Here is a 22,156-nt window from a genome sequence, read left to right on the forward strand (position 1 = left end):
GCGTTAGAATTTATCAATGTTGAGCAACTACATAAGAAAAATTCCGCCTTGTTACCATTTCATTTATCGGTAACAGATTTGGTATTAGCTAAAAATGCCAGTCAGGGTTACTGACTGGCAGATAAATTAAAGGTTAGTTTGAAATTGCGTGTGCGTTAATGCTTCTTCTGATTCCATTTCACCACGATGGTCTTTTGCCAACTTTTCATAAAGTAACGGCAACACTATTAAAGTGAAGAAAGTACCAATCAGCATGCCTGCCACTAAAATAATACCAATGCTATTTCGCGCTTCGGCGCCAGCACCCGTAACTAAAACAAGCGGGAAGTGGCCTAAAACAGTCGCACCTGTTGTCATCAATATCGGGCGTAAACGGGTTGCAGCCGCACCTTTAACCGCATCCAGTTTAGATTTACCTTCAAGCTGTAAGTGATTTGCAAATTCAACAATAAGAATGCCGTTTTTAGCAATGAGGCCAATTAAGGTAATAAGTCCTATTTGGCTGTAGATATTCACTGTTGTCAGCGATAAAAATGGCAACATTAAGGCACCAGCTAGTGCCAATGGTGCACAGCCTAAAAGCACCACAAGCGGATCGCGGAAACTATTAAATTGAATTGTTAGTAAGAAGTAAACCACTATCATTGATACTAACAGTACCCCAACCATGGTATTACCTTCTTTGCGCAGTTGACGTGATTCACCCGCATAATCAATGGAATAATGCTTAGGTAAAACCTCAGCTGCAATTTGCTCAATAGTACTTAATCCCTGCTCTTTGGTAATGTGTGGTAATACCCCAGCTAAAATTCTAAATGAGCTTTGCTGGTTAAATGACCCCAATACACGCGGGCTTGTAAACGTTCGCAAGCTAGCAAATGAAGACACAGGGATCAGTTCGCCACTGCCTGTACGGATTTTCATATCGAGTATATTTTCAGGATTATAACGTTCGTTATCGCCAACAATTGGAATAACACGATACGCTTTACCATCTTTGTTGAAGTAATTCACAAAGTTGTTCGACATTAAAATACTCAGTTGATCATTCACGGACTGCAGGTTAAGGCCTAAATCTGCGATTAACTCTCGGTCAATTTCAAGTTCAGCCTGAGGCAAATCAATTTTTAAATCTGTGTTTACAAATAAGAAGCTACCACTTTCATTGGCTTTGGCGATGATTTTATCAGCGTATTCTTTCATCACTTCAGGCTTATCATTGGCACGTAATACAACTTCTACATCAAACTGTCCTGCTGTAGGCAAGGATGCTGGCAGAATAGGGAACAGGCTTAACCCCGTGACACTGCCGAGTCTACCGTAAAGGTCAAACAGCAAGTTGTGTACTGAGTTTTCACGTTCTTCATAGGGGGCTAGTTCAACACCACCAAACCCCGCTGCGGCAGTAATAATTTGCCAGGTAAACTTACCGCCCTCTGTGGCATTCATTACTTCGGCTGTATCGTTCATTTTGCTAGACGTATAGGCCTGCGATGATTCAGGTGGTGCCTCAACAACTACCTGAATACTGCTTTGGTCTTCGGTTGGTGCCAGTTCTTTTTGAGACAATAAGTAAAATGGGCCAGACAAAATCGAGAAAATGATAGCAACCATGAATATTTGAGGACGCCAGCTAAATAAGGTTTCGAGCGAATTTAAATAAAAGCTCTGTAGTTTATCGAAATAGCTGTTTACTACTTTCGTCAGCTTTCCTTCTTTGCCACCTTCAGCATTGACCCACGCACTCATAATTGGTGATAGGGTTACTGCAACAACACCTGAAATTAATACTGCAATCGCCAAGGTAAACGCGAATTCACGAAACAAAAATCCAGTTAAACCGGTTAAGAATCCAATCGGTGCATACACTGCGGCTAAGGTAAGTGTCATTGCAATAACAGGCACTAATAACTGACGTGAACTGATAAGAGCTGCTTGCCAACGAGGTCGGCCCTCTCGCATATGACGGGCGACGTTTTCAACAACCACAATCGCGTCATCAACAACCAGGCCTACCGATAATACAATCGCTAAAATAGTAAGTAAGTTTAAAGAAAAGCCCATCATATAAATAACGGCAATTGCGCCTAATATTGAAATGGGAATAGTGATAAGCGGCACCATCGCCGTTCTAAAAGAGCCCATCATGGCAAGCACAACAATGCCAACAAGTAACACTGTTTCACCAAGGGTGGTAAAAATCTCTTTGATAGAATCGCGCATATAGAGCGTGCCGTCATAACCAATTTCAATGTGCATACCATTAGGAAGTACATCATTGATTTGATCGAGTTTTGTATAAAGTGCATCGCCAATAACAATTTCATTTGCACCTGGCAAAGCCCACACAGCTAAAAACACCGTATCATGATCATCTAAGCGTGCCGTTACCATGCCCTCAGCTTCGCCAATTTCAATGTTCGCGACAGAGCCTAAACGTAGTTGAATTCCTTCACTTTCTTTGATTACTAAATTTTCAAAGTCTGCCACGCTTTTCAATGATGTATTGGCCATTAAGTCAATGCGTTGGCGATTATTTTCGCTGTAACCTAAGGTTGCAATCGTATTGTTTGCCTGCAGCGCTTGAAATACATCTACGGCACTTACGTTATAAACTGCTAGTTTGTCAGTATCTAACCAAATTCGCATTGCAGGGTCGCGGCCACCTTCAAGCGTTACTTTTTGAACCCCAGGAATATCGCTCATTTGTGGCACAATATTACGGGTTAAATAATCACTGACTTCACTTCGTGGCAGGTCTTGTGATTGTACGTCCAGGTAAAAAACAGCATACGGACTATCAGCACGGACAATTTGAATTGATGGATCTTCCGCGCCAGTGGGTAACTCAAACTTAATTTGATTCAGTTTAGTGGTAAGCTCAGCTAGTGCATCCGTGGTGTTATGATTAAGCTCAAGCCAAGCAGTTACTTTACTGAGGCCTGCGGTTGTAATGGAATCAACGTAATCCACCCCTGGTACTGTAGAGGTGACCCGTTCTATTGGCTCTGTAACATACCCTTTAACAACATCTGCTGAAGCACCGGTGTATACGGTGTTGATGACAAGCGATGCACTTTCAATTTTAGGGTATTGTTGCACCGAGATTTTTTGCGCTGCGTTAATGCCGGCTAATACAATGAGTACAGAAAGCACAATTGCAAGCACCGGTCGGTTAACGAATATATCCATAAAGGATGGTTTGTTTTCGTGTAATGCACTCATTACAAACCTCCAGTGTTTGCGCTATCTTGTGCCGTTTCTGTTGTGTACACCAGTAGATTTTCTTTCAACTTAAAAGCACCTTCACTTGCAATAAATTCACCTGCATTTAAACCACTTAAAATTAATTGTTGATCTTCACTTTTATCACCTAGCACAACTTTAATGGGTTTAGCGCGCCAATTTTGTTGCTCATCTTTTTCAAGCTTATAAACAAAATCACCAAAGTGATTACGCGTTACTGCATTGGTCGGAACCGATACTGCGCTGAGGACTTCAATTGGCACAAATACACTGACGATTTGATTGTGATTTAAATGATTATTGGTATTGTTTAATTCAGCACGGTAACTCTGTTGGCGTGAGTTAATATCGATATTTGGTGCAATCGCAATGATTTGGGCACTCAGTGTTTCCGAGTGGTTTGTTTGTTTTATCAGTGAAATTTCAACAGAATCACCAATATTTAAACGCGGCAATGTCTGTGGCACTGAAAAATCAACCCAAATTTTGTTGTCTAAGCCTACCAAGGTTGCAATCTGACTGTTAGCATCAAGTAGTTGACCCACTTGATATTGATTTAAACCAATGCGGCCTGCAAACGGGGCTTTAATGGTTTTTTTATTGATGATTGACGATAAGTTTGCGACTTCCGCGTTTGCAACACTGACATTCGCATCAGCTTTATCAACTTCGTCTTGGCTAATACGTTTTTGCGCTAATAATTTTTCAACACGCACAAGCGTTGACTCAGCAAGCTTAAGGCGGGCCTTGGCAGCACTCAGATTTGCCTGCTCAATACTGGTATCGAGTTTTATCAATAACTGATCTTTTTCAACAACATCACCGGGTTTGAATCCAATTTGCGTGATGGTACCGGCATATTCGTTGCTAATAGTTAACACACTTGGCGCTTGTAGCTGACCGACAACTTTTACAGTTTTGATATGATCAACCGCTTGCGCATAAGTACTTTTCACACTTGCCGAAGGTTCGGGAAAGGATTCTGCAAAAGCTATCATTGCTTGAATCTGACTAAACTTAGCAAAGCCTAGTCCTGAGACAACAACAAGTATAAGGATAATGGCTGCGAGCCAGCGTTTAATTTTCATACTTTCTCCGTTTGTATTGCATTAACGCAATGTTAATTTCTTTAATTCGTTTTCGATGGTGATAAGTGAGTCATCATCGATGGGTTTCTTCCATGGATAACTATTAAGCAAACGCACTGTGCTTCTAATAATAGGATGATTAAGCGGTAATGGCTCAAGCAATGAATCAGTGCCTTCGACAATTTCTTGTGTTTGTTTAACTCGTTGTACTTGTTCAAAGCCAACAGTAATCGCCCAGCCACTAATGAGTATTTCTTCAATAACCTCGCTTAGGTTAGGCACATTTTGCAATTCGCCTGCATTGATGCCATCAGACAGGGCTAATTTGAAGCCTTGCTCACAGCAGTTACAGGCGTCGATCATTTTTTCTGTCCAGCGACTAGAGGCGCGTTGAATAACTGCTTTATTGGTTGAATAAGATTGCAGCTCGTAATCGAACTCAAAACGTTGCATCGCTTTAGGGGATATTAAACAAACCGCGAGCATTTTTTCTGGCGTAGACAAAGGCAAGCTAAGTACACGTTGGAATACTTTTGATACGTGATCAAATGATTGATAGGCAAGGGCCAGCACAATATCTTCTTTACTTTGCACAAATTTATAAACAGATCCCATTGAAAGACCTGCCAAACGGGCGACCTTAGCCATAGTGAAATCGGTAACCGATGACTCGTTAATACACTGTTCTGCGGCATTTAAAATCATTGTTTCCTGTTCTTGCAGGCTATATTTTGGTGCTGGTGCCATTGCTAAACCTCTTGCTTATTTTCTTTGGTAACGCCATTCGAATGATATTCGAATGGCGTTATTCTAATTCAGCTAAGGTTAATGTCAATGGAAAAATGAACGTTATTCACTCACTTTTATCGTTATTGTGCTAGTTGAAACGCGAGCGAACTGACAAAATAAGTGTTAGGGAAGACGAAGGATTATAAAAATTTGCCACAACTTAAAAGGTGGGTTGTGGCAAGTTAGGTTTAATTTAACGGTAGCGTAACTTGCATGCAAAGCCCGCCATTTTTGCCTTGTTTAGCAACAATATTACCATTGTGTAACTCGACCAGGCTTTTGCATATTGATAAGCCTAAACCTAAGCCACCTGTGGCACGGCTACGTGATTTCTCAACACGATATAAGCGGTCAAAGAGGAGTTCTATGTCCTCAAGTGATACACCTGGCGCTGTGTCATCAATTTGAATAAACAAGCTATTTTGATCGTTTCTGGCTTTGAGCCGAATAAAACCAGGTACATTTGTATAGCGAATAGAATTACTAAACAGATTATGAAACACTTGTTGAATGCGTGTGACATCAATATCAATTTCAACTTCGTCATCAAGTTCAATATCAAGTTTCAGGTCGAGGCCAACTTTTTTAACCAGTACACGATTGTCATTTACTATAGAATCAAGCAAATTTGTCGCTTTTATCTTCAACGTGTTAAGTGTTAACACCATAGAGTCAGCTTGTGACAGCTGGTCAATATCAGTAACAAGATGGCTTAACTGTTCAATTTTGGCTTTTAAGCGATTATGAGCAAGTTCGGTGTCGGGCTCTAAGTTATATTGCAGTGCTTCAATTTGTAATTTTAATACACTAAATGGCGTGCGCAATTCGTGACAAATATCCGAAAGCATTTGGTTTTTGTGATCAATGGCGGCTTCTTTTAGTCGCGTTTGCGCTTGCGCCATCTGTTTTTTCTTAATTTGCGAATATATTAAGAGGCTAAGCAATAAGAATACAATCAACGAAACTGTAATACCGAAGTATTGACGATATTGCATTACTTCGAGGTCACTTTGCTGTTTTTGATTTTCCAGTTCTAACTCTTTTACATTTAATTGTTCTGAGAATTTTGCAAGCTCTGAATCCATTTGATCACGATATGCTTGCATTTTTTGCTCGTACTCTGCTTTATTTGCATCTGCATGCGCAACTTTGTGCTGATAGGCACGAGCATAATTTCCCAGTTCAAAATGTGCTTTAGACAAAATATCATGACGAATACGATTATAAACCACCGAAATATTTTTCTCTGGAATTGCATCGAGCGTATCGATTGCCATTTGGTACTGCTTTGCCCTCAAATATATGCGTGAAAGTGATAAGAGTATTGGATTCACATTCATTGCATTGCCGCTTTCAAGCACTATCTTTGCCGATTGGTTTGCAACAGCGATGGCCCGCTCAGTTTGATTTGCCGCTTCATAAATTTTAGCTTTTTTGAGAAACGCGGTTGCTAACATTTGTTTATTTTGACTGCGTTCTGCAATCGCAATGGACTTATCAATGTAAACGAGTGATAAAGGTGTTTTTCCAACCTGAGAATAAAGGCTTGCAACTTTATCCGCAGAGTAAAATTGATTTTTTAGATCGCCCAGCTTTTCATCTAATTTCAAGACTCTTAGAGCAAATTCCAGTGCTTGGTCTAGATCGCCTAATCGTTCATAAGTTGCAGCAATATTAAATAGGCAACTGGCAAGTAAATCATCATCTGGGTTTTTTTCAATGATTTCTAACGCATCTTTATAATTTTTAAGGGCTGGATTGAATTGGTTTGTTGATTCTAAAATAACGCCTAAGTTTACCAGTAGGCGAGCTTCTTGAAGTTCATTACCTGTTTCTTGTGCAAAAGTGAGCGCTGTGTTGTATGCCTCTTTCGCTTTGTCGAACGAGCCCAAATTACGAAAATAAATACCTTGCTTGGTATACACTTCACTAAGGCGTACACGCACTTGATATTGTTCGGCAAGTGCAATTACTTTGGCTTGTAAATCACTGGCTTGTTGGGTATCACCTTGGCGAAAGGCTTTATCAGCAAGGGCACTTTGCACAACAATTTTTAGTTCAGGGCTAGATTGCCAAAAATCATGTTGTTGAATAAGTCCCACTTGTTGCTCAAACTCGCTATATTGAGCCGTTTTTAGTTGCTTTGACAATATTGCTTCTGTAGCTGAAATAAATGCAGCAATGTCGTTTTGCTGTTGAGCTTGTGTTTGCAAAGTGACAAGTTGCTCGATGGCATTTTGATCGGTTTGTTCTACCTGTTCAATTTGTGCCAACAAGCTGGAGGCACTGGCTGTTGAGAGCCAAGCCAAGCATAAACAATAAAGGGCAATCGCTCTAACTAACTTCATGGTTATTTTGCCGGTTCAATATAGCGATAACCTACACCATATACTGATTCAATAGCTTCGTAATCCAGCCCAAGTAAAGATAACTTTTTTCGCACATTACGAATATGGCTATCGACCGTACGGTCACTGATTTCGCGATAAGAATCATATACTAGCTCAATGATTTGTTCGCGATTATAAATCCGGTTAGGGTGCGATATTAGTAAGTTTAATAAGCTGTACTCAACAAATGTGAGCTTTTGCTGTTGTTCACCGAAACTGATTTTTAGCTGTGCCTCATCAAGCTGCAAGCTTTGAGTACTTGTGGCAGAAACCGGGGTTTCAACTGCTGTAGGTGAGGGGTTTGTAGTCACCCTGCGCAATATTGCTTTAATTCTGAGTACCAGCTCTGGGCCAGAATAGGGCTTACAAACATAGTCATCTACACCAGTTTGTAAACCTATTAAACGGCTGATCTCGTCAGTTTTAGCGGTCACCATTATAATTGGCACATCACTAAATTGGCGAATTTGATTGGTGAGGGTCACGCCATCGACACCGGGTAACATCACATCCATTAAAATGAGATCTGGCATGTTGTTATTAACATAATCCATGACAGTATCACCGGTTTTAAGCCACTTTGTTTGATAGCCAGACGCCTCGATAAAACGAATTAAAATTTCGCCGAGATCTTCGTCATCCTCAATTAATAGAATTGTTTGTTTGAGCATAGGTGTTAAATATATCCGTTAGATTGGCAAATTATACGTGATCTTCGCTTAAAAGCAGAGATTCAATTGCAGCAATTTGGTTTTCAATAGTCGCATCAATCACGCCTACTTGGGTTTCTAGTAAACAGCCCCCAGCATCTACTCGCTGATCTGCAACAACGTCAACATAGCTTGTTTCAGGGAATTGTTTCAAAAGGATTGAAAGCTTTTCTTTTACAGAGTCGACTAAGTTTGGGTTTACACGTAACGTAACTTTGCGCTGATTGGTCACTGTACTTAATGCTTTTTTGGCCATTTCAAGGGTGAGCTCAGTATCATCAAATTCACTGACAAGCTGTGATACGCCCGCCATAATCAGCTCTGCAATTCGTGGTGTTTGAGAAACAAAGTAGTGATGGCATTGCTCCACTGTTTGTAAAAGTAACTTAGCTTGTTGCTGCTTTGCTTGTTCCATACCGTGTGCAAAGCCTAGCGCCTGTTGGTTTTCATATTCACGTTTTGCATTTGCAATAATATCATTGGCTTTTTTCTGAGCAGCTTCGACAACATCTTGTGAGCCTAAGTAATGATTATAATCAACGGCTTTTAGCACTTTAGCGCCACTGACTAATTGCAGCTTATCCGCTTTTATTTCAGTAAATTTGAACATAGTGGGTCTATCTCAATGGCTAATTTACGAATGAGCAAGGTGGTTTTACGGCAAGTTTCTTCACACAGCGCGCTTTGCTTTTCGTTACTTGTAAATTCGGGTGATAAAATAAAACACAGCAAATGAAAATGACTGTCGTCTTCACAAATTTGCTTAAACACTGACAATCCCTTCTCAATGAAATTGGGTAAGTTGCTTGCTGAATTTAACGTGATATCTTCAACCAGCAATGCTTTTGGAAAGTCACTTAACATAAAAGGGATTTTTTGCATCACTATTTGGCATGCGTTACAGCCAATTTGTTGATCAATGGCGTGTTTAATCTGTTTGCTTATCAGCTTTTTTAATGCTTGTTGAAAACATGACAGCCCCAACACACCAATTACTTGTGTGACTAATTCGCGTTCAAGCAATAAAAATTTCGACAACGGCGAGCTGAGCTCAGTATCAAATTTTGCGGGAATGCTTAATTGTTCCGCGATAAATTGATTGGTTTTAATACAGTGATGGTCAATGGGAAAGTCAGCAGGGATCACCTTTTCAATCCATTTTGGGTGCAACCAGCGCAATGGTTGATACAGTTTAGCGATAATCGCGTCGGCATGCTGACTTTCAAGCAGTGCGGCAAAGTGATGTTTTTGATTAACCATTTCGCTGCTGTCGTTCGTAGATTTCTTTCGCAGTGCCACTGAGTTTTTCAAAGCGTAAGCCAATAATTAACAGTACGGCTGCGGCAATTAGCCAAGGACCTAAATCTTTGAACTGTTGAATGATACCAAGACTTACATCGGTACTGGTTTTTGCTATGGGGTTAAAGGTTGCAACACTCGGGAACAATATAACCGCGATATTTTCGTACTTTAATCCGCCTACCGAATTAGCAACCATTTGTTTAATCTGTGGAATATAGGCATCCAGGCTGATATTGCTGGAATGCTTAATAAATACTGAGGCTTTGGCCAGATTGGCGTCTGATTTGGCTTTTTTATTGCCATCTTGTTCTGGTAATACCAAATGAACGCGCGCGGTTAACACACCATCAATATTGGATACCGTGGCTGCTAAGTCTTGCGACACCGCATAATTATATCGCGCTGACTCCTCAGTAGGCGTCGAAATCAGTCCACCTTCAGGAAAGACATCACTTAATGTGGCAAATTTATCGCGCGGATAAGAGTTACGAGAGAGGATTTCAATGGCGTTCGATAATTGGTTTTTATCAACACGCAGCTTAACTGTGCCTTTTTTGTCGGCAATCTTTTCCGCATCTACGCCTTCAACTAACAATAATGCAAGCATCTCGTTTCCCTGCTTTTCATCAAGGCCTGAGTAAAGGTCGACTTTACACCCTGTTAGTAAAAGGCAAGCAAGTAGCACTGATATAAACCTATTCATTAATTACTGCGCCTTGATTAATGCTTCAACATTTTGTGTTGTTTTGGTAACGCCTTTACTTATCAACTCTTGCTGTAATGTCACTTGCATCAGTTCCATTTGTACCTGGAGTAGCTTTTGAGGCGATAAATCAGTTAAGTTACTTAAACTCAGCTCAACGCTGTCAGCACGGGATGACACTTCAGCTTTCATTTCGCCAAGGGCATCTAAAAATTGTGCACTTAAGCCTTCCATCTCAGCCATAGAAGGCGCAGTAGGTAACGTATAATCTTGCTGTCCCTGTAATGCATCCATTGAAACAGCGGTGATTTGGTTAATAGCGTCCATTAATAAGTAACTCCCATACCATCGAGCACTTCTTTAGCAAGTGCATGTGCTTCTGGTTCAAGTGCTTGTGATAACACATCTCGTGCATAGGCTTCAGCATTTACATTAAATCCCCATGTCCAATACACCATGGCCAATAAGGCATGTGGAATCGCAGGGGTTTTATTCTCACACCATTTAGAAAGCGTTTTTGCTGCCTCAGGAAATTGTCCTCGATTAAATAAATTTAATGCGGTGGTGGTGACTGCTACTTGTTCTCCCGATTTCGATAATCGTAATGCTGCAAATATATGTTCGGCTTCACGCGTTAGGCCCGAGTTTGAGCCTAACACACCGATATCTGCCAATAGCTTGATATCTTGAATATTCATTAGCCCATCTTCTGTACTATGGTTGACATGGCATCTTTAATTGATTTTTGTACTGTAGCTACAAGGCTCATAACAACCGAGTATTCATTCACAGAGGCCTGAAAGTTAGCTAACATAGCAGGGTTATTTGGATCGTTTTTTAAGTCAGCTAATGCTGAATCAAGCGTACCTGCGGTGGCATCTGCAACTTCTTGTAATTCCGTTGACACCGTTTTTAAATTACCTTTGTCTGTGTCATAGACTTTATGTTCGATTGCTGACCAAGTTATTGCCATTGTTTTTCTCCTAAATTAGATAGTGCTTATAAGTGTATTTTGTTTCCCTTTTAGGTGGTTTAGCCTAAGGGTTTAAAACTTGTAATTTTGGACTTTTGATTATTTTAATGGCAGCATCAATCGCCTTAATCCAAGCTTGGGTTTCCTTATATTGCTGTGGTGCTAAACCGTTATTGAGATCATTGTTGAAACCGCTTTTAAGCTGCTCTAGGTGATTCTGAAGTAACGTATTCTGTTCTTGGTTTGTAATTTTATCTATAACTGTCATGCGTGCTTACCTTTAAATAGTGCGACTAAAATTAATCATGTAACTTTTGTTTCCGGACTCAAGAAAAACCCCTTCACTGCTAATGGACTTTAAACGTGCACCATTAGGTAAACGGGCACCTTCAAAATAGCGTTCGCCGTTATCAAGCACAATGTAAGGGACTTTTCCAAGATTAACGGTACGAAATCGTAAGCTTAAGTTTGGGCTATCGTCTTGTTTGATAATTGGCGCAGATAGAATTAAGCGCGGGTTATTGCCAAATTTGGTAGCAAATTGTTTTTTTAACTGATCAAATTCACGCATTTGAGAGCCATTTAGTTGACCTACAAGTTCGATGATATCACCGCGATCTTCAACAATAATCTTGTCATTAAAGCTGGAGTTAACTAGCAATTCATTTAGCTGTTCAAGGGCGGGTTTGTCTTCAAGAATCTCAAGATCAAACGCTGTTAACCCCGGTATGTCGCGCTGCAATACCTGCTCGGCGCGACTCCATGCATTTAAATTATTTGAGTCAGTAACAAATACAAGGCTGCCAGCAAGCTCACCTGAACGCATTTCAATGGCATCAAGTTCAAGGTTTTTCAAAATAAACCGTGCAGCAAACTTAATCTCTTCCATGGTACGAATATCACTGGTAAAGCGAATGTTAAGTTTCTCAGCTTGTTTCAATAGTTTTTTACGCTCAAGTTTGCTGTCAACATAACCTGAGAGGCTGATTTTCTGATCGACTTCATCCCAATCGATTATTAGGTGAGGCCGACTGTCTGTTTGAAGCAGATCTTTGGCAATCGATAAATTAAGTTTTTCAGAATCAACTGCTTGACCACTTTCTGCTTTTATATCTAAAAAAAGCAATACTGCAGCTGTAATGGTGCCAAGTACCGCAAGCCAAATCACATTTGACAGGTGCTTGTAGGTTTTATTCATCTTGACGGGCTGTTCAGATTTATTCTGATTTACCGAAGGTTTATCAAATATCGGTAATTTTTTCGGCCAAGGCTCGTTAACTTCGCAAATCATAAACCATAATTCCCCCACGTTGATTGGGGTCAGTGTGGGTAATGCAAGCGTATTGTCATGGAGTACACCTTGCACCTTTACGCCAATAGTTTGTGCAAAAGGCTCACAATACACAGCGTCATCTTGGCAGTTTAGGCTCAGTAAATGCGGGGGAATATCAGCGTCGTTAAGCACTAAATCCATGCTGTCTTCATCACTACCCAAACGCTGAGAATGCGAAAAGTTGATTTCAGCACCCTTGTATGCGGTGTTGAGAATTAGTAACTTCCATTCTTTCACAGCGCACACTCCGGTTCAGTTGCAGTTGACGGGCAGTTATTAAGGGTTACTTGATAACCTTGGTAGCCATCAAGGTCACGGCAACTGCGAATAGCCGTACCGTAATGTTTATTTTGATAGTGATTACGACGTACACGTGCTTCAATTGCAGACTCACAAGGCAAACGGTTAACCAGACTAAAGATATGGCCATTACTGTTGCTCAAGCGCATTAGTTGTTTAATGCGTTTGTTTTCGGGTAGTAACTCATAATCAATTTCATGGGTACCATCCGGAATGGTATGCGTTTCCATCACTTTCGGACTTATCATAAATAAACGCACCATTTGTTGCGAATTACTGGTATTGTTTTGAAAAAGTTTTCCGAGCATCGGAATATCACCAACACCAGGCACTTTACCGACACCTGAACTATTCGACTCCCGTGAATAACCTCCTATTAATAAGCTTGCCCCTTCAGGTACTTGAGCGCGTGTTGTAATTTGGGTGTTCTTGATTGACGGCAGTGAATCAGGGCCGCCATCATCAATACGCGCACCGTCTTGAATATTAACATCAAGGTAAATTTGCCGTGGTACGGCGGTTTGAATAATACGCGGTGTTACCTGTAACAAGGTGCCATAAGTGATTTCTTCAAGCTCTGCAACTCGTTCCCCCTCAACACGGACAAAAAACGATTCATTATTATCAAGCAATGCTTGCAGGCCATTTTCAGTGACAATGGCTGGGCGCGAGGTTACACGTGCTCGGCCTTGTGTTTCGAGTAAGCTCACTGTTGCTAGAAAATCAGCATTCGTTGTCGTCAGTGTTTCAGCATCGCCTGTCCCGGCACCTGGCAAGATTAAGTCAACTAACCCTTCGCCGATTTTAATTTGCTTAGTCGCCCAATCAATGCCAATTTCTGATAATGAGTTCATAGTTAAATCGATGATCACTAAACTAATTTCAAGTTGTTCGCGCGGTGTGTCCAGTTGCTCAATAAGTTGCGCATACATATCGATACGTGAACGATAATCTTGAATGATTACCGCATTCAAACTGGCGTCGGCTTGTATACTTACTTGGGTATGGGCATTGCTGGTTGCTGATTGTTCGCTTGATGTGCCATCGACGTCTTGCATTTGTACATTACCGTTTTGGCCACGACTTTCGCCATTAATCATATTAGCTAATAGCGTTGCGATTCCGGGAATTGTTACACCTTCACCGCGCACTTCAAATTTTCTATCGATGGCGCTGGCATGATTAAGTTTGAAAATGCGGATCACGAGTGGGTCGACAAAGCCGGAATCTGAACTGTCCTGCAATAAAGTTACTGTTTGATTGATCAGCTCGATATAGCGCGGTGGACCAGATACCATAATCATATTGGTATGTTGAATAGTGCGCCATTCGAAGCGCGGGTCCCACAGCTTGAGATCTTGCATTGTTTGCTTGAGTTGATTGGTCGTGAGTAACTCTAAGCGGATCATTTGACTTTGCCTTTCAGCACTGCGGTTAATATGCAGTGTTGCACCATCAAAATACCAAATTAAATCGTATGCACTGGCCAAGTAATCCAAGGCTTTAAGGCTTGAAGCGTAACGTAAATGGCCATTAAACTTTTCATCAATAGTAGACGAGACATTGACACTAATATCGGCGTTTGAAGCAAGTGCGGTCAGTACTTTTCTCAGTAAGTCGCCTTCACCATAATATTCAAAAGGCTGTTTTGTAAGAGCGGCCTTACTCAGCACACCAAATGGCAGCAGAACAAAGCTGATAAACAATAATCTAAGGTAAAATATACGCATGCTGTTGGCTGTGTTGAATTGGTTGAAGTTCGAGTTGTTGAATTTGCGCCACTAATTGACAATGGCTGTTTAACAATTCAAGTAACTGCTCAAAAGAAAGAGATAGCGGTTGAGTTGTTTGTATGGCAAAACGTTCTGATAATTGTGCGATGCTTGACTCGCTTTTTTGCCAGCCGTAAGTCCAACTCATTGCTTGCTTTAGCTGTTGTTCTTGTTCGTAAGCTTGTTCACTGAAGTGATCGATATAGCTATAAAATACTAGTGTATCTTTGAAGCTTTGAATATCGACCAAAATGTCGTCCAGACTCACGCTCGCAAATCCTTGTTCACTTTGGCTAATACCAATGTTTAGCTCAGTAGCAAGCTGCTTTATAAAATCGTTAATTAACATATCTCCTCCACAGTGCTTAGCGTCTCATGGTTACAAAACACAAGTTTGTAGAGGAAGACGTAAAATTTTATATATTGGGTCAGATGAAAGTAGTAGCAAACAATGCGCTACAAAAACCGTTTAAAGATAACAAGGCCTTGTGAGTGCGCCATTTTTATAAATCGGGTTTAAATTTTTTACTTGGCGTCAAATCTGATTGCATACACACATTGCTGCATATTTTTTGCAAAATTATTTGTTAGAGTCCTTTACTAGGCGGATAAAGGAGCAAGAAATGAGCGGTATTTCAACTGATGATGCCTATTGGCAATTTGGTTATCATGCAAATGAAAAAGTAACGACAGACGTATTTGAAGATGGTGAACGTGTCAGCAAAGAGTTATCAATAACTAACTTAAAAGATGCCGATGCCAATATCGACCCATGGGAAGTTTTATCAGCTCTCGATGATGCGGCTGATGTCGTGCAATATCAAATAAATGGCACACTTTATACCAGTGATGAGATCCAAACCTTTATTGATGATGGTAATTTAGATATCACTTCGTCGGGTTATATTACTTTTAATAATACGCAACTTGATACTGACCAAGTGGGTTATGAAGTTCACACACTGCTTATTGAAAAACTACAAGATGAAATTAACGAAATCAATGAGTTAATCATTGATATGCAAAAGCTCGAGAATGTTTTGCTGCTAAATTCTGACATTAAAGACAAAGGTGAAGAAAAGATTGACCTAAATAGTCGCAGTGGTGAATTTTGGGATGATTTGCAAAATGAATTACCTGGCGAGACGAGTTATAACCTAGCGAGGTTTATTGTTGCTTGTGATTATCACTACAGAGAGTGGGCTGAAATAGCCCAAGTGTGGCCTTCTGACAGCGATACCTATTATGATTTTGGTACAGTTGTAATGAGTGTAACGTCAAAAGTTGCTTTTCAAACAAATGACATTACCAATGCCATTGAGGTACTAAACAACAAAGTAAAAGAACGCACCACTCAGGTTGAACAATTAGGTACAGATTTACAAAGTAATACCTCACAGTACAACAGCTTAATGGAAGCGATGTCGAACTATTACAGTACTTACTTCGATGCGGCGAAAAGTCTGCTAACAGGAGGGTAACCATGGCTGATCCTTACTGGCAGTTTGGTGCCTTTGCCAATGCCTCTGTCACAACCACTGTTTTTGAAGAGGGTGAACGTAAAACTGAAACCCTGGATGCTGATGAGTTAAAAGTGGTAGATGAAAATATCGACCCTTGGAGTATTTTGGCATCATTAGGTGAAACCAGTGACGCAGTGCGTTATCAAATTAAAGGGGTGGAATATACTTCAAGTGAAATCGAAACCTTTATTAATGATGGTGATTTATCATTAACCTCTGCAGGGTCTATTGTGTTTAAAGGTGAGACTCTGGAATACGCAGAGGTTGGTTACGAAGTTCACACCCTAATGATTGAGAAACTTCAAGACGACATTGAACAAATTAATGAGCTATTAGAGCAGCTAAATTACATTTCGGCAGCGTTAGGTGAAAGTAGCACTTTTGAAGAGGATGGTGAAATAACCTACAACTGGGCTAATGGTGTCGCAGGGATTGATGAATTCTATAATTTGCTAAAGCAGCAAACCCCTGATTTATCAGATAGTGAAAGGCGCGTATTGCTGAAGGATGCGAATAATAATTACATAGTATGGGAAGATATCAGTGCCAGTACCACAAGTAGTAGCGGTACCTATCGCTTTGGTACGACCACAGTCAATACAACCCAATACTATATGACCTTTCAAGAAAACGATATCTCAAATGCCCTTGAGGCACTGCGAAACACTGTAAAAGAAAAAACCACGCAAACTGAAACATTAAGTACTGACTTTCAGGCGTCAAATGAGCAATACACATCAGTTATAACTGCAATGTCACAGTATGCCGAAGATTTTTACGGCAGCATTAAACAGCTTACTGATTGATGAGTTAGCTTTGCAAATTTGCACATTGTTGCTTTAATAATCGCACAATGTGCAAACTTGCAGTGTTACAATTTGCACAATCTCTGCATATTTCGAAAAATAACATTTTATTCAAATTAAAAACATTAAAATTCAATAGTTTAAAATTAAACAAAAAAGTCACAATTAGGTGACAATTCTCCATATTTATTGATATTTCCCTTCTTATACTGAACACATAAAGTCAAAACGGCAGTAATAAAGGTGTTCATTATGTTTGATCCTGACAAGTTACTACAACAACGCAGATTGCAAGTTGTAACCGCGAATGTGAATGCACGTTTACGTGAAACGCGGCGCTTAGAAGAAGAGCTAGCGCAAAAGCTCGGCATGACATTTGAGCAGTTTAAAGCGCGCTGTAAAAAAGAGCGCGAAAAAGGCAAAACACAGCACAGCGATGTAAAAAAAATGGTGAGTAAAGTACTTAACCAAACAAGTAACCAAGTTACTGCCAACAAACCTAAAAAATTACCACGACATACGCATTACATTTAATTTCTGAGGAGTGTACAAACGATGGCGCAGATCGACCCAAGTTTAGTTAAAAAGGAACAACTTGAAACCTTTATTGGCAAAGGCGGTGTAATGCATGAGCTGGTGGATTTGAGTAAAGATCAAATGGAAAGCTTATATGCCGTTGCATTCAACTTGTATCAAACAAACCGCATGAGCGAGGCAGAGCAAGTATTTAAAATGTTGGTGTTATGTGACCACCTAAATGTGAAGTACCAAATTGGCCTTGGGGCGACACGTCAGGCACAAGGTAAATATGAAGAGGCGGCTGACACATACAGCATGGCGACATTAATTGATGCTGAGGAGCCGAAACTGGCATTTCATTCAGGCGAATGTCATTTAGCGCTAGGTGATTTAGAGCGCGCAGAAGCAGGTTTCACCGGTACGCTTGTGCGTTGTGAAGGACGTGATGAATACAACGAACTTGCAACTAAAGCACAAGGGTTACTATCCATCGTTGAAAAACGGAAAAAGAAACAGGAGCAAACTGATGTCAGTAAATAGCCTAGGAGTTGGCAATACGGCATTTACCCAGATTTTCCAAGAAGGAATGTCTGCGGTAATGAAAAGCTTTAGTGGGATTAATCCATCTGATGCCTCTGGAGTAACCAGTGCATCCAATGAGTCGGGTAACCCGAGCATTGCAGAGCCTGATAGCGACACCACATTAAGTGGCATTGCAACCATGTTTATTGTATTGGGCAAAATCAAAGAGATTAAAGACTCAACCATTGCAGCTAATAAAGCGGAACTTGAACGGGTTCAGGCAGAGCAAGAAGATTTAATGAATGAACAAATCGACAAGCTTAATGAACAGGAAGAAAACCGTTTAGATCAAATCGAAAAAGCAGAAAAAGCACGCAAAAAAGCAAAACAAGCGGGTATTTTTGGCAAGGCATTTGGATTTGTAACTGCGATTGCCACCACTATTGGCGGAATGTGTTCTTTAGCAGCAGGTGTGCTCTCTGGGCAGCCTAATTTAATTGCTGCGGGTGTTGCATTGACTGCTGCTGGCATGTGTGAGGTTGCCGCACAAATATGCTTAGCTCTAGGGGAAGATAAAGCTGCGGAAATATTAAGTTATACCGCAATTGCATTAACCGTTATTGGTGTTGGTTTACTCACCTATGGTGCGGCTTCAGGTGCTGCCGCAGGCGCCGCAGCAGGTAAAGAAGTTGCAAAAGAAGCCACCGAAGTGGCAGTAAAAGAAGGGGTGAAAGCCGCAGCGAAAGAAGCTGCAAGTGAAGCAGCAGAAGAAGTAATTGAGCAAGCTGCTAAGGCTGTAGTGAAAGAAATTTCACAAAATGTCGCCGAAGAGGTAGCAGAAGAAGCCATTGAGCGCGCCGCTAAAAATCTTTGTGAAACCATGATCAAAAAACAAAGTGACGACATGATAAAAGCTGCGATGGGGCGCACAACATGGGCCTCAAGTGCAGCATCTATGGGGGCACAAACGGGCAGTGGCATTATCAGCGCAGAACAAGCGGATATTCAAGAAGCGCTTAACAAAATTAATTTACAAGTACAGTTGTTGGAAAGTGAATTAGTTGAAAACGAAGCACTGGTATCAAAGCTTGAATCTATTTTGCAACGTTTTATCGCCTTCATTCAATCACAGTCCGGTACGGTGGTTGATATTGCGAGTATTTTATCGGATGCAGCAAAAAATGAAATGCAAGCATCGCTTTCTGTGCTTAATAACGCACGTGCATCAATTTAAGGAAAATTATCATGAATGGTTTAGTACTCGATGGTCCACGTATTAATACGATGCAACCACAAGTTGTTTCGGGCGAGAACAATGTGGATAAACCACAGCATAACTGTGGTGTAAATGCCAATGATGCGGCGCAACGTTACGAGCCTTTAAGCTTGGACTGTGAAGTAGTTAAAAATGCAGAAACGCTTGCGTTTGATTTAACCGCTTCGGCAAACAGCGCAACAAAAATGGCACAATTATTTTTGCAATTAGTACAGTCACTGCGTGAAGCGGCCGAAAATCGTGCAGAAGTGATTATTCAACAAATGGAAACGCAAGTTGAAGTTAAGCGTGATTCTGCAGAGACCATTGCCACAGAAGCAAAAGATGCAAAAGACAAAGGTGATGAAGCGGTTCACCAACAGCGTATTGCAGCGGCGATTAACATCGGTGGCGCTGTGTGTGGCGGTTTAGCTGGTGCTGGCGCATCGAAATTTGCTGGTGCACAAGCGGGTGCAGCTGTTTCCTCTTTGGTTACAACGGGATCTGGCGGTAGTGCGGGCTTTGCCAGCGCAGAAGCGGCCAATCAGAATAACAAAGTGACTGAGATCCAAGAAAAATCAAAAGCAGAGCAAACTGAAAACGATGCAACTGCACAACAGGCGGCTGCGTTGCAACAACGTGCGCAAAACTGGGAAGGCACCTTGAACGATATTCAAGCTGCATTATTGAGCCTGGCTAAGGAACTCTTTTCTCAAGAGCCTAATACAGCGCGCAATATGGGTAACAACATCTAAATTATGGGCAGGTTAACACCTGCCTAATTCCACATTTTTTTAATAACGGTGTTTCGGCATCGCGGGTTTTTTCGGCCTAAATTTGAGGGAAGCATTATGCAAACACAATTAGCTACGCTTGAAAATGCGAATTTTTCACAAGCTTTTACTAGTCATTTGGCGTTTGATTATGGAACTGCATTTCGAGTAACTATGCCAGCAGGTACACGCTACTCTGTTGCGTTTACTGCACCACTTACACTTGTGATGGTGGTGACTGGCACGGCCGGTGTAAACAATTTAAGTACCTATGCTCCAAGTAGTTTATTACTTGTGAAAGATGGTTTTTGTCATTTTGAGAACCTTGATAGTGCCCGTGATACCGTTATTTTATGTTTATCACTTGAACAAACCTGGCTTTTAAATTTTAAACAACGTTATCAAGCATTAGTGACAGGCGTTCAGGTGCATGACCAAGATGAAAACTCAGCACCGTTAGCATTTTGTGGTTGTGATTTAACTCGCATGGCGATGACGGGGTTAGATCAATTGTTAAGTGATGCGCAAGTACCCAGCTTAACCTCACTGAAAGTCGAAGAGTTGTTATTACTGCAAATTAATAAGCCACAAGGTGCTCGCTTAGTAAACTTATTGGTTGAAAGTTGTGATCCTGCAACAGAGCGCTTTAGAGCATTTGTAGAAAAGAATTATTTAAAAGACTGGTCTTTAGAGCAGTTTGCTAAAGAAATTGGCATGTCACTTACTGCATTTAAATCGGCATTTAACCAAATTTACCACACATCCCCACGTGCTTGGTTTAATGAGCGTCGTCTTAAATATGCCGCGCATTTATTGCACACCAGTCAGATGCGTGTGATTGATATCGCAATCGAGGCAGGCTTCTCAAGTCAGTCTTACTTTACGCAAGCCTATAAGTCTCGTTTTGGTACAACACCAAAGCAGGCAAGAAAGTAATTCCTATGAAAAAGTTAATTTTCAGCTTAACAATCGCGTCAATGTTGAGTGCATGCAGTGTAACAAAAGAGCAAGTACAGCCTTTACTTAACACTGTGAATATCGGTGTATTAGAAGATACACGCCTTGCTGACTGGCGCTTATTGAGTAAGTCAGAGCAAACACTCGCGGGTAAGGTTATCGAATTACCTTATGACGCACTTTTAGATGAAATGCGTGTTGGCAATCTCGATCTGATTGTGGGCATTCCCGCAACAGGCAACGCCAATCAATTGATGCTTGAACACAGTGTTGTTGTTGATGAACGCGTATTTGATTACTTCGTCCACAGTGAGGATAAAAGGCGCTTGAGCGAGTACGTATTTGAGCGCAATTTTCTTAAGCAAGTTAATCGCTTGGGGTACGTAGCTAAAGGAGAACCTGGGGTAATTAACGAGCTCGTGATGCCTCAGGCGCTGGCCCACCAGTCTTATATTCAGTGTGATTCATTAGCACAGTGTTTTCAATTACTGAGCGAACAAAATATTGATGCAATTTACAGCGATGTAGCCGCACTTGATGCCCTTGGTAGCAACCATGCGTTAGTAACCGTTGGATTTGAAAAGACCGTAGATTTTACGCTTTTAATGAACGACAAAACACTCACATCAGCAGAGCGAAACGAACTAGGTAAACTCTTTTCAACCAATGAAGAAAAACAGACATTTTAAGCCGTGCGACACGGCAATTGAGATAAAAGAATCACAGCGCCGAGCAGAAATTAATGTGCTGTCGGGGTTTACAAAACAAGGGCTCATTGGCCGAAATTTACGCGGCTTTGATATTACAAAGTTTTATCAAGTACATCCTGAACTGCTACATGAATTCACTCGAACAGCGGCGGGAACTGCTTATCGTGAATTTATTATGGCGATTATTGAAAGTGATGTAGTAGCCCTGGCAAAACAGCCAAATGAAAACAGTGATGCGCTAAGCAAAATATTTATTCAGCTCCATCAACAGCTAGCAAATGTGATTAGTCATAACACCTTTATCGGTTGTACACATTTGTTTGATGAATATACAAATTGTTTAACTGCGCTTAATGAAGATGCGGGTAACGCACTCATTATTAAAGCAATTCTAGACGTTTTGTCGTCCATGCTGACAAAACTGTACGAAGCAAAAAAATAACCGTTCATTTAGGTGAACACAACAATGTTATTGAGATGCGATA

General features: G+C 40.9%; 24 protein-coding genes. 9 read left to right on the plus strand and 15 right to left on the minus strand.

Annotated features, from left to right (window positions below; translation table 11 throughout):
* Positions 1-126: 126 nt before the first annotated feature.
* From OM33_RS17510 to OM33_RS17580, 15 genes are all read right to left on the minus strand, one after another.
* Positions 127-3,225 (minus strand): efflux RND transporter permease subunit, encoded by a 3,099-nt coding sequence (locus tag OM33_RS17510; RefSeq protein ID WP_040135494.1) that lies wholly within the window; start codon positions 3,223-3,225, stop codon positions 127-129.
* On the minus strand, positions 3,225-4,334 hold the full coding sequence (locus tag OM33_RS17515) for an efflux RND transporter periplasmic adaptor subunit (protein WP_040135496.1): 1,110 nt from the start codon (positions 4,332-4,334) through the stop codon (positions 3,225-3,227). Before OM33_RS17515 ends, OM33_RS17510 begins: the two co-directional genes overlap by 1 nt.
* 21 nt (positions 4,335-4,355) lie before the next feature.
* A complete protein-coding gene (locus OM33_RS17520; protein WP_040135498.1) occupies positions 4,356-5,081 on the minus strand; it encodes a TetR/AcrR family transcriptional regulator in 726 nt (241 codons plus the stop codon).
* A gap of 230 nt (positions 5,082-5,311) precedes the next feature.
* Positions 5,312-7,471, minus strand: coding sequence for a tetratricopeptide repeat protein (locus tag OM33_RS22160; protein ID WP_052141139.1), 2,160 nt, complete (start codon positions 7,469-7,471; stop codon positions 5,312-5,314).
* A 2-nt stretch (positions 7,472-7,473) separates the two neighbouring features.
* Positions 7,474-8,184, minus strand: a complete 711-nt coding sequence (locus tag OM33_RS17530; RefSeq protein ID WP_040135500.1) for a response regulator — start codon at positions 8,182-8,184, stop codon at positions 7,474-7,476.
* 31 nt (positions 8,185-8,215) lie between these two features.
* Positions 8,216-8,833, minus strand: coding sequence for an HrpE/YscL family type III secretion apparatus protein (locus OM33_RS17535; RefSeq protein WP_040135502.1), 618 nt, complete (start codon positions 8,831-8,833; stop codon positions 8,216-8,218).
* A complete protein-coding gene (locus OM33_RS17540) occupies positions 8,812-9,483 on the minus strand; it encodes a SctK family type III secretion system sorting platform protein (protein WP_040135504.1) in 672 nt (223 codons plus the stop codon). Before OM33_RS17540 ends, OM33_RS17535 begins: the two co-directional genes overlap by 22 nt.
* Positions 9,476-10,228, minus strand: a complete 753-nt coding sequence (gene sctJ / locus OM33_RS17545; protein ID WP_040135505.1) for a type III secretion system inner membrane ring lipoprotein SctJ — start codon at positions 10,226-10,228, stop codon at positions 9,476-9,478. Before sctJ ends, OM33_RS17540 begins: the two co-directional genes overlap by 8 nt.
* A gap of 3 nt (positions 10,229-10,231) precedes the next feature.
* Positions 10,232-10,555, minus strand: coding sequence for a type III secretion system inner rod subunit SctI (sctI, locus tag OM33_RS17550; protein ID WP_052141141.1), 324 nt, complete (start codon positions 10,553-10,555; stop codon positions 10,232-10,234).
* Positions 10,555-10,926 carry a hypothetical protein gene (locus OM33_RS17555; RefSeq protein WP_040135507.1) on the minus strand — a complete coding sequence of 124 codons (372 nt, stop codon included), beginning with the start codon at positions 10,924-10,926 and terminating at the stop codon, positions 10,555-10,557. The genes sctI and OM33_RS17555 overlap by 1 nt, the downstream gene beginning before the upstream one ends.
* The gene (sctF, locus tag OM33_RS17560) at positions 10,926-11,201 is read right to left on the minus strand and encodes a type III secretion system needle filament subunit SctF (RefSeq protein WP_040135509.1); all 276 of its coding nucleotides are present in this window, start codon (positions 11,199-11,201) and stop codon (positions 10,926-10,928) included. Before sctF ends, OM33_RS17555 begins: the two co-directional genes overlap by 1 nt.
* 64 nt (positions 11,202-11,265) lie before the next feature.
* Positions 11,266-11,469, minus strand: coding sequence for an EscE/YscE/SsaE family type III secretion system needle protein co-chaperone (locus OM33_RS17565; RefSeq protein WP_040135511.1), 204 nt, complete (start codon positions 11,467-11,469; stop codon positions 11,266-11,268).
* A gap of 12 nt (positions 11,470-11,481) precedes the next feature.
* Positions 11,482-12,771 carry a type III secretion system inner membrane ring subunit SctD gene (gene sctD, locus OM33_RS17570; RefSeq protein WP_040135512.1) on the minus strand — a complete coding sequence of 430 codons (1,290 nt, stop codon included), beginning with the start codon at positions 12,769-12,771 and terminating at the stop codon, positions 11,482-11,484.
* The gene (sctC, locus tag OM33_RS17575) at positions 12,768-14,564 is read right to left on the minus strand and encodes a type III secretion system outer membrane ring subunit SctC (protein WP_040135514.1); all 1,797 of its coding nucleotides are present in this window, start codon (positions 14,562-14,564) and stop codon (positions 12,768-12,770) included. The genes sctD and sctC overlap by 4 nt, the downstream gene beginning before the upstream one ends.
* Positions 14,545-14,955, minus strand: coding sequence for a type III secretion system chaperone family protein (locus OM33_RS17580; protein WP_040135517.1), 411 nt, complete (start codon positions 14,953-14,955; stop codon positions 14,545-14,547). The genes sctC and OM33_RS17580 overlap by 20 nt, the downstream gene beginning before the upstream one ends.
* A gap of 274 nt (positions 14,956-15,229) precedes the next feature.
* Between OM33_RS17580 and OM33_RS17585 the strand changes: the two genes are divergently transcribed.
* The 9 genes from OM33_RS17585 to OM33_RS17625 all read left to right on the plus strand — a co-directional run bounded on the left by OM33_RS17585 (position 15,230) and on the right by OM33_RS17625 (position 22,113).
* Positions 15,230-16,087: a hypothetical protein gene (locus tag OM33_RS17585; RefSeq protein ID WP_040135519.1), complete on the plus strand. Its 858-nt coding sequence runs from the start codon at positions 15,230-15,232 to the stop codon at positions 16,085-16,087.
* A gap of 2 nt (positions 16,088-16,089) precedes the next feature.
* Positions 16,090-16,935, plus strand: coding sequence for a hypothetical protein (locus tag OM33_RS17590; RefSeq protein ID WP_040135521.1), 846 nt, complete (start codon positions 16,090-16,092; stop codon positions 16,933-16,935).
* Positions 16,936-17,187: 252 nt separating this feature from the next.
* Positions 17,188-17,469: a hypothetical protein gene (locus OM33_RS17595; protein WP_040135523.1), complete on the plus strand. Its 282-nt coding sequence runs from the start codon at positions 17,188-17,190 to the stop codon at positions 17,467-17,469.
* Between the two features lie 21 nt (positions 17,470-17,490).
* A complete protein-coding gene (locus OM33_RS22165; protein ID WP_052141143.1) occupies positions 17,491-17,994 on the plus strand; it encodes a SycD/LcrH family type III secretion system chaperone in 504 nt (167 codons plus the stop codon).
* The gene (sctE, locus tag OM33_RS17605; RefSeq protein ID WP_040135526.1) at positions 17,981-19,210 is read left to right on the plus strand and encodes a type III secretion system translocon subunit SctE; all 1,230 of its coding nucleotides are present in this window, start codon (positions 17,981-17,983) and stop codon (positions 19,208-19,210) included. The genes OM33_RS22165 and sctE overlap by 14 nt, the downstream gene beginning before the upstream one ends.
* An 11-nt stretch (positions 19,211-19,221) precedes the next feature.
* On the plus strand, positions 19,222-19,986 hold the full coding sequence (locus OM33_RS17610) for a hypothetical protein (protein WP_040135528.1): 765 nt from the start codon (positions 19,222-19,224) through the stop codon (positions 19,984-19,986).
* Positions 19,987-20,082: 96 nt separating this feature from the next.
* Positions 20,083-20,940: a helix-turn-helix transcriptional regulator gene (locus OM33_RS17615; RefSeq protein ID WP_052141145.1), complete on the plus strand. Its 858-nt coding sequence runs from the start codon at positions 20,083-20,085 to the stop codon at positions 20,938-20,940.
* A 5-nt stretch (positions 20,941-20,945) separates the two neighbouring features.
* Complete coding sequence (locus tag OM33_RS17620) at positions 20,946-21,650, plus strand: hypothetical protein (RefSeq protein WP_040135530.1); 705 nt, start codon at positions 20,946-20,948, stop codon at positions 21,648-21,650.
* Positions 21,628-22,113, plus strand: coding sequence for a hypothetical protein (locus OM33_RS17625; RefSeq protein ID WP_040135532.1), 486 nt, complete (start codon positions 21,628-21,630; stop codon positions 22,111-22,113). Before OM33_RS17620 ends, OM33_RS17625 begins: the two co-directional genes overlap by 23 nt.
* The last annotated feature ends 43 nt before the right edge of the window (positions 22,114-22,156 follow it).

Origin of the sequence: Pseudoalteromonas piratica, from assembly GCF_000788395.1 — a bacterium.
Classification (GTDB): domain Bacteria; phylum Pseudomonadota; class Gammaproteobacteria; order Enterobacterales; family Alteromonadaceae; genus Pseudoalteromonas; species Pseudoalteromonas piratica.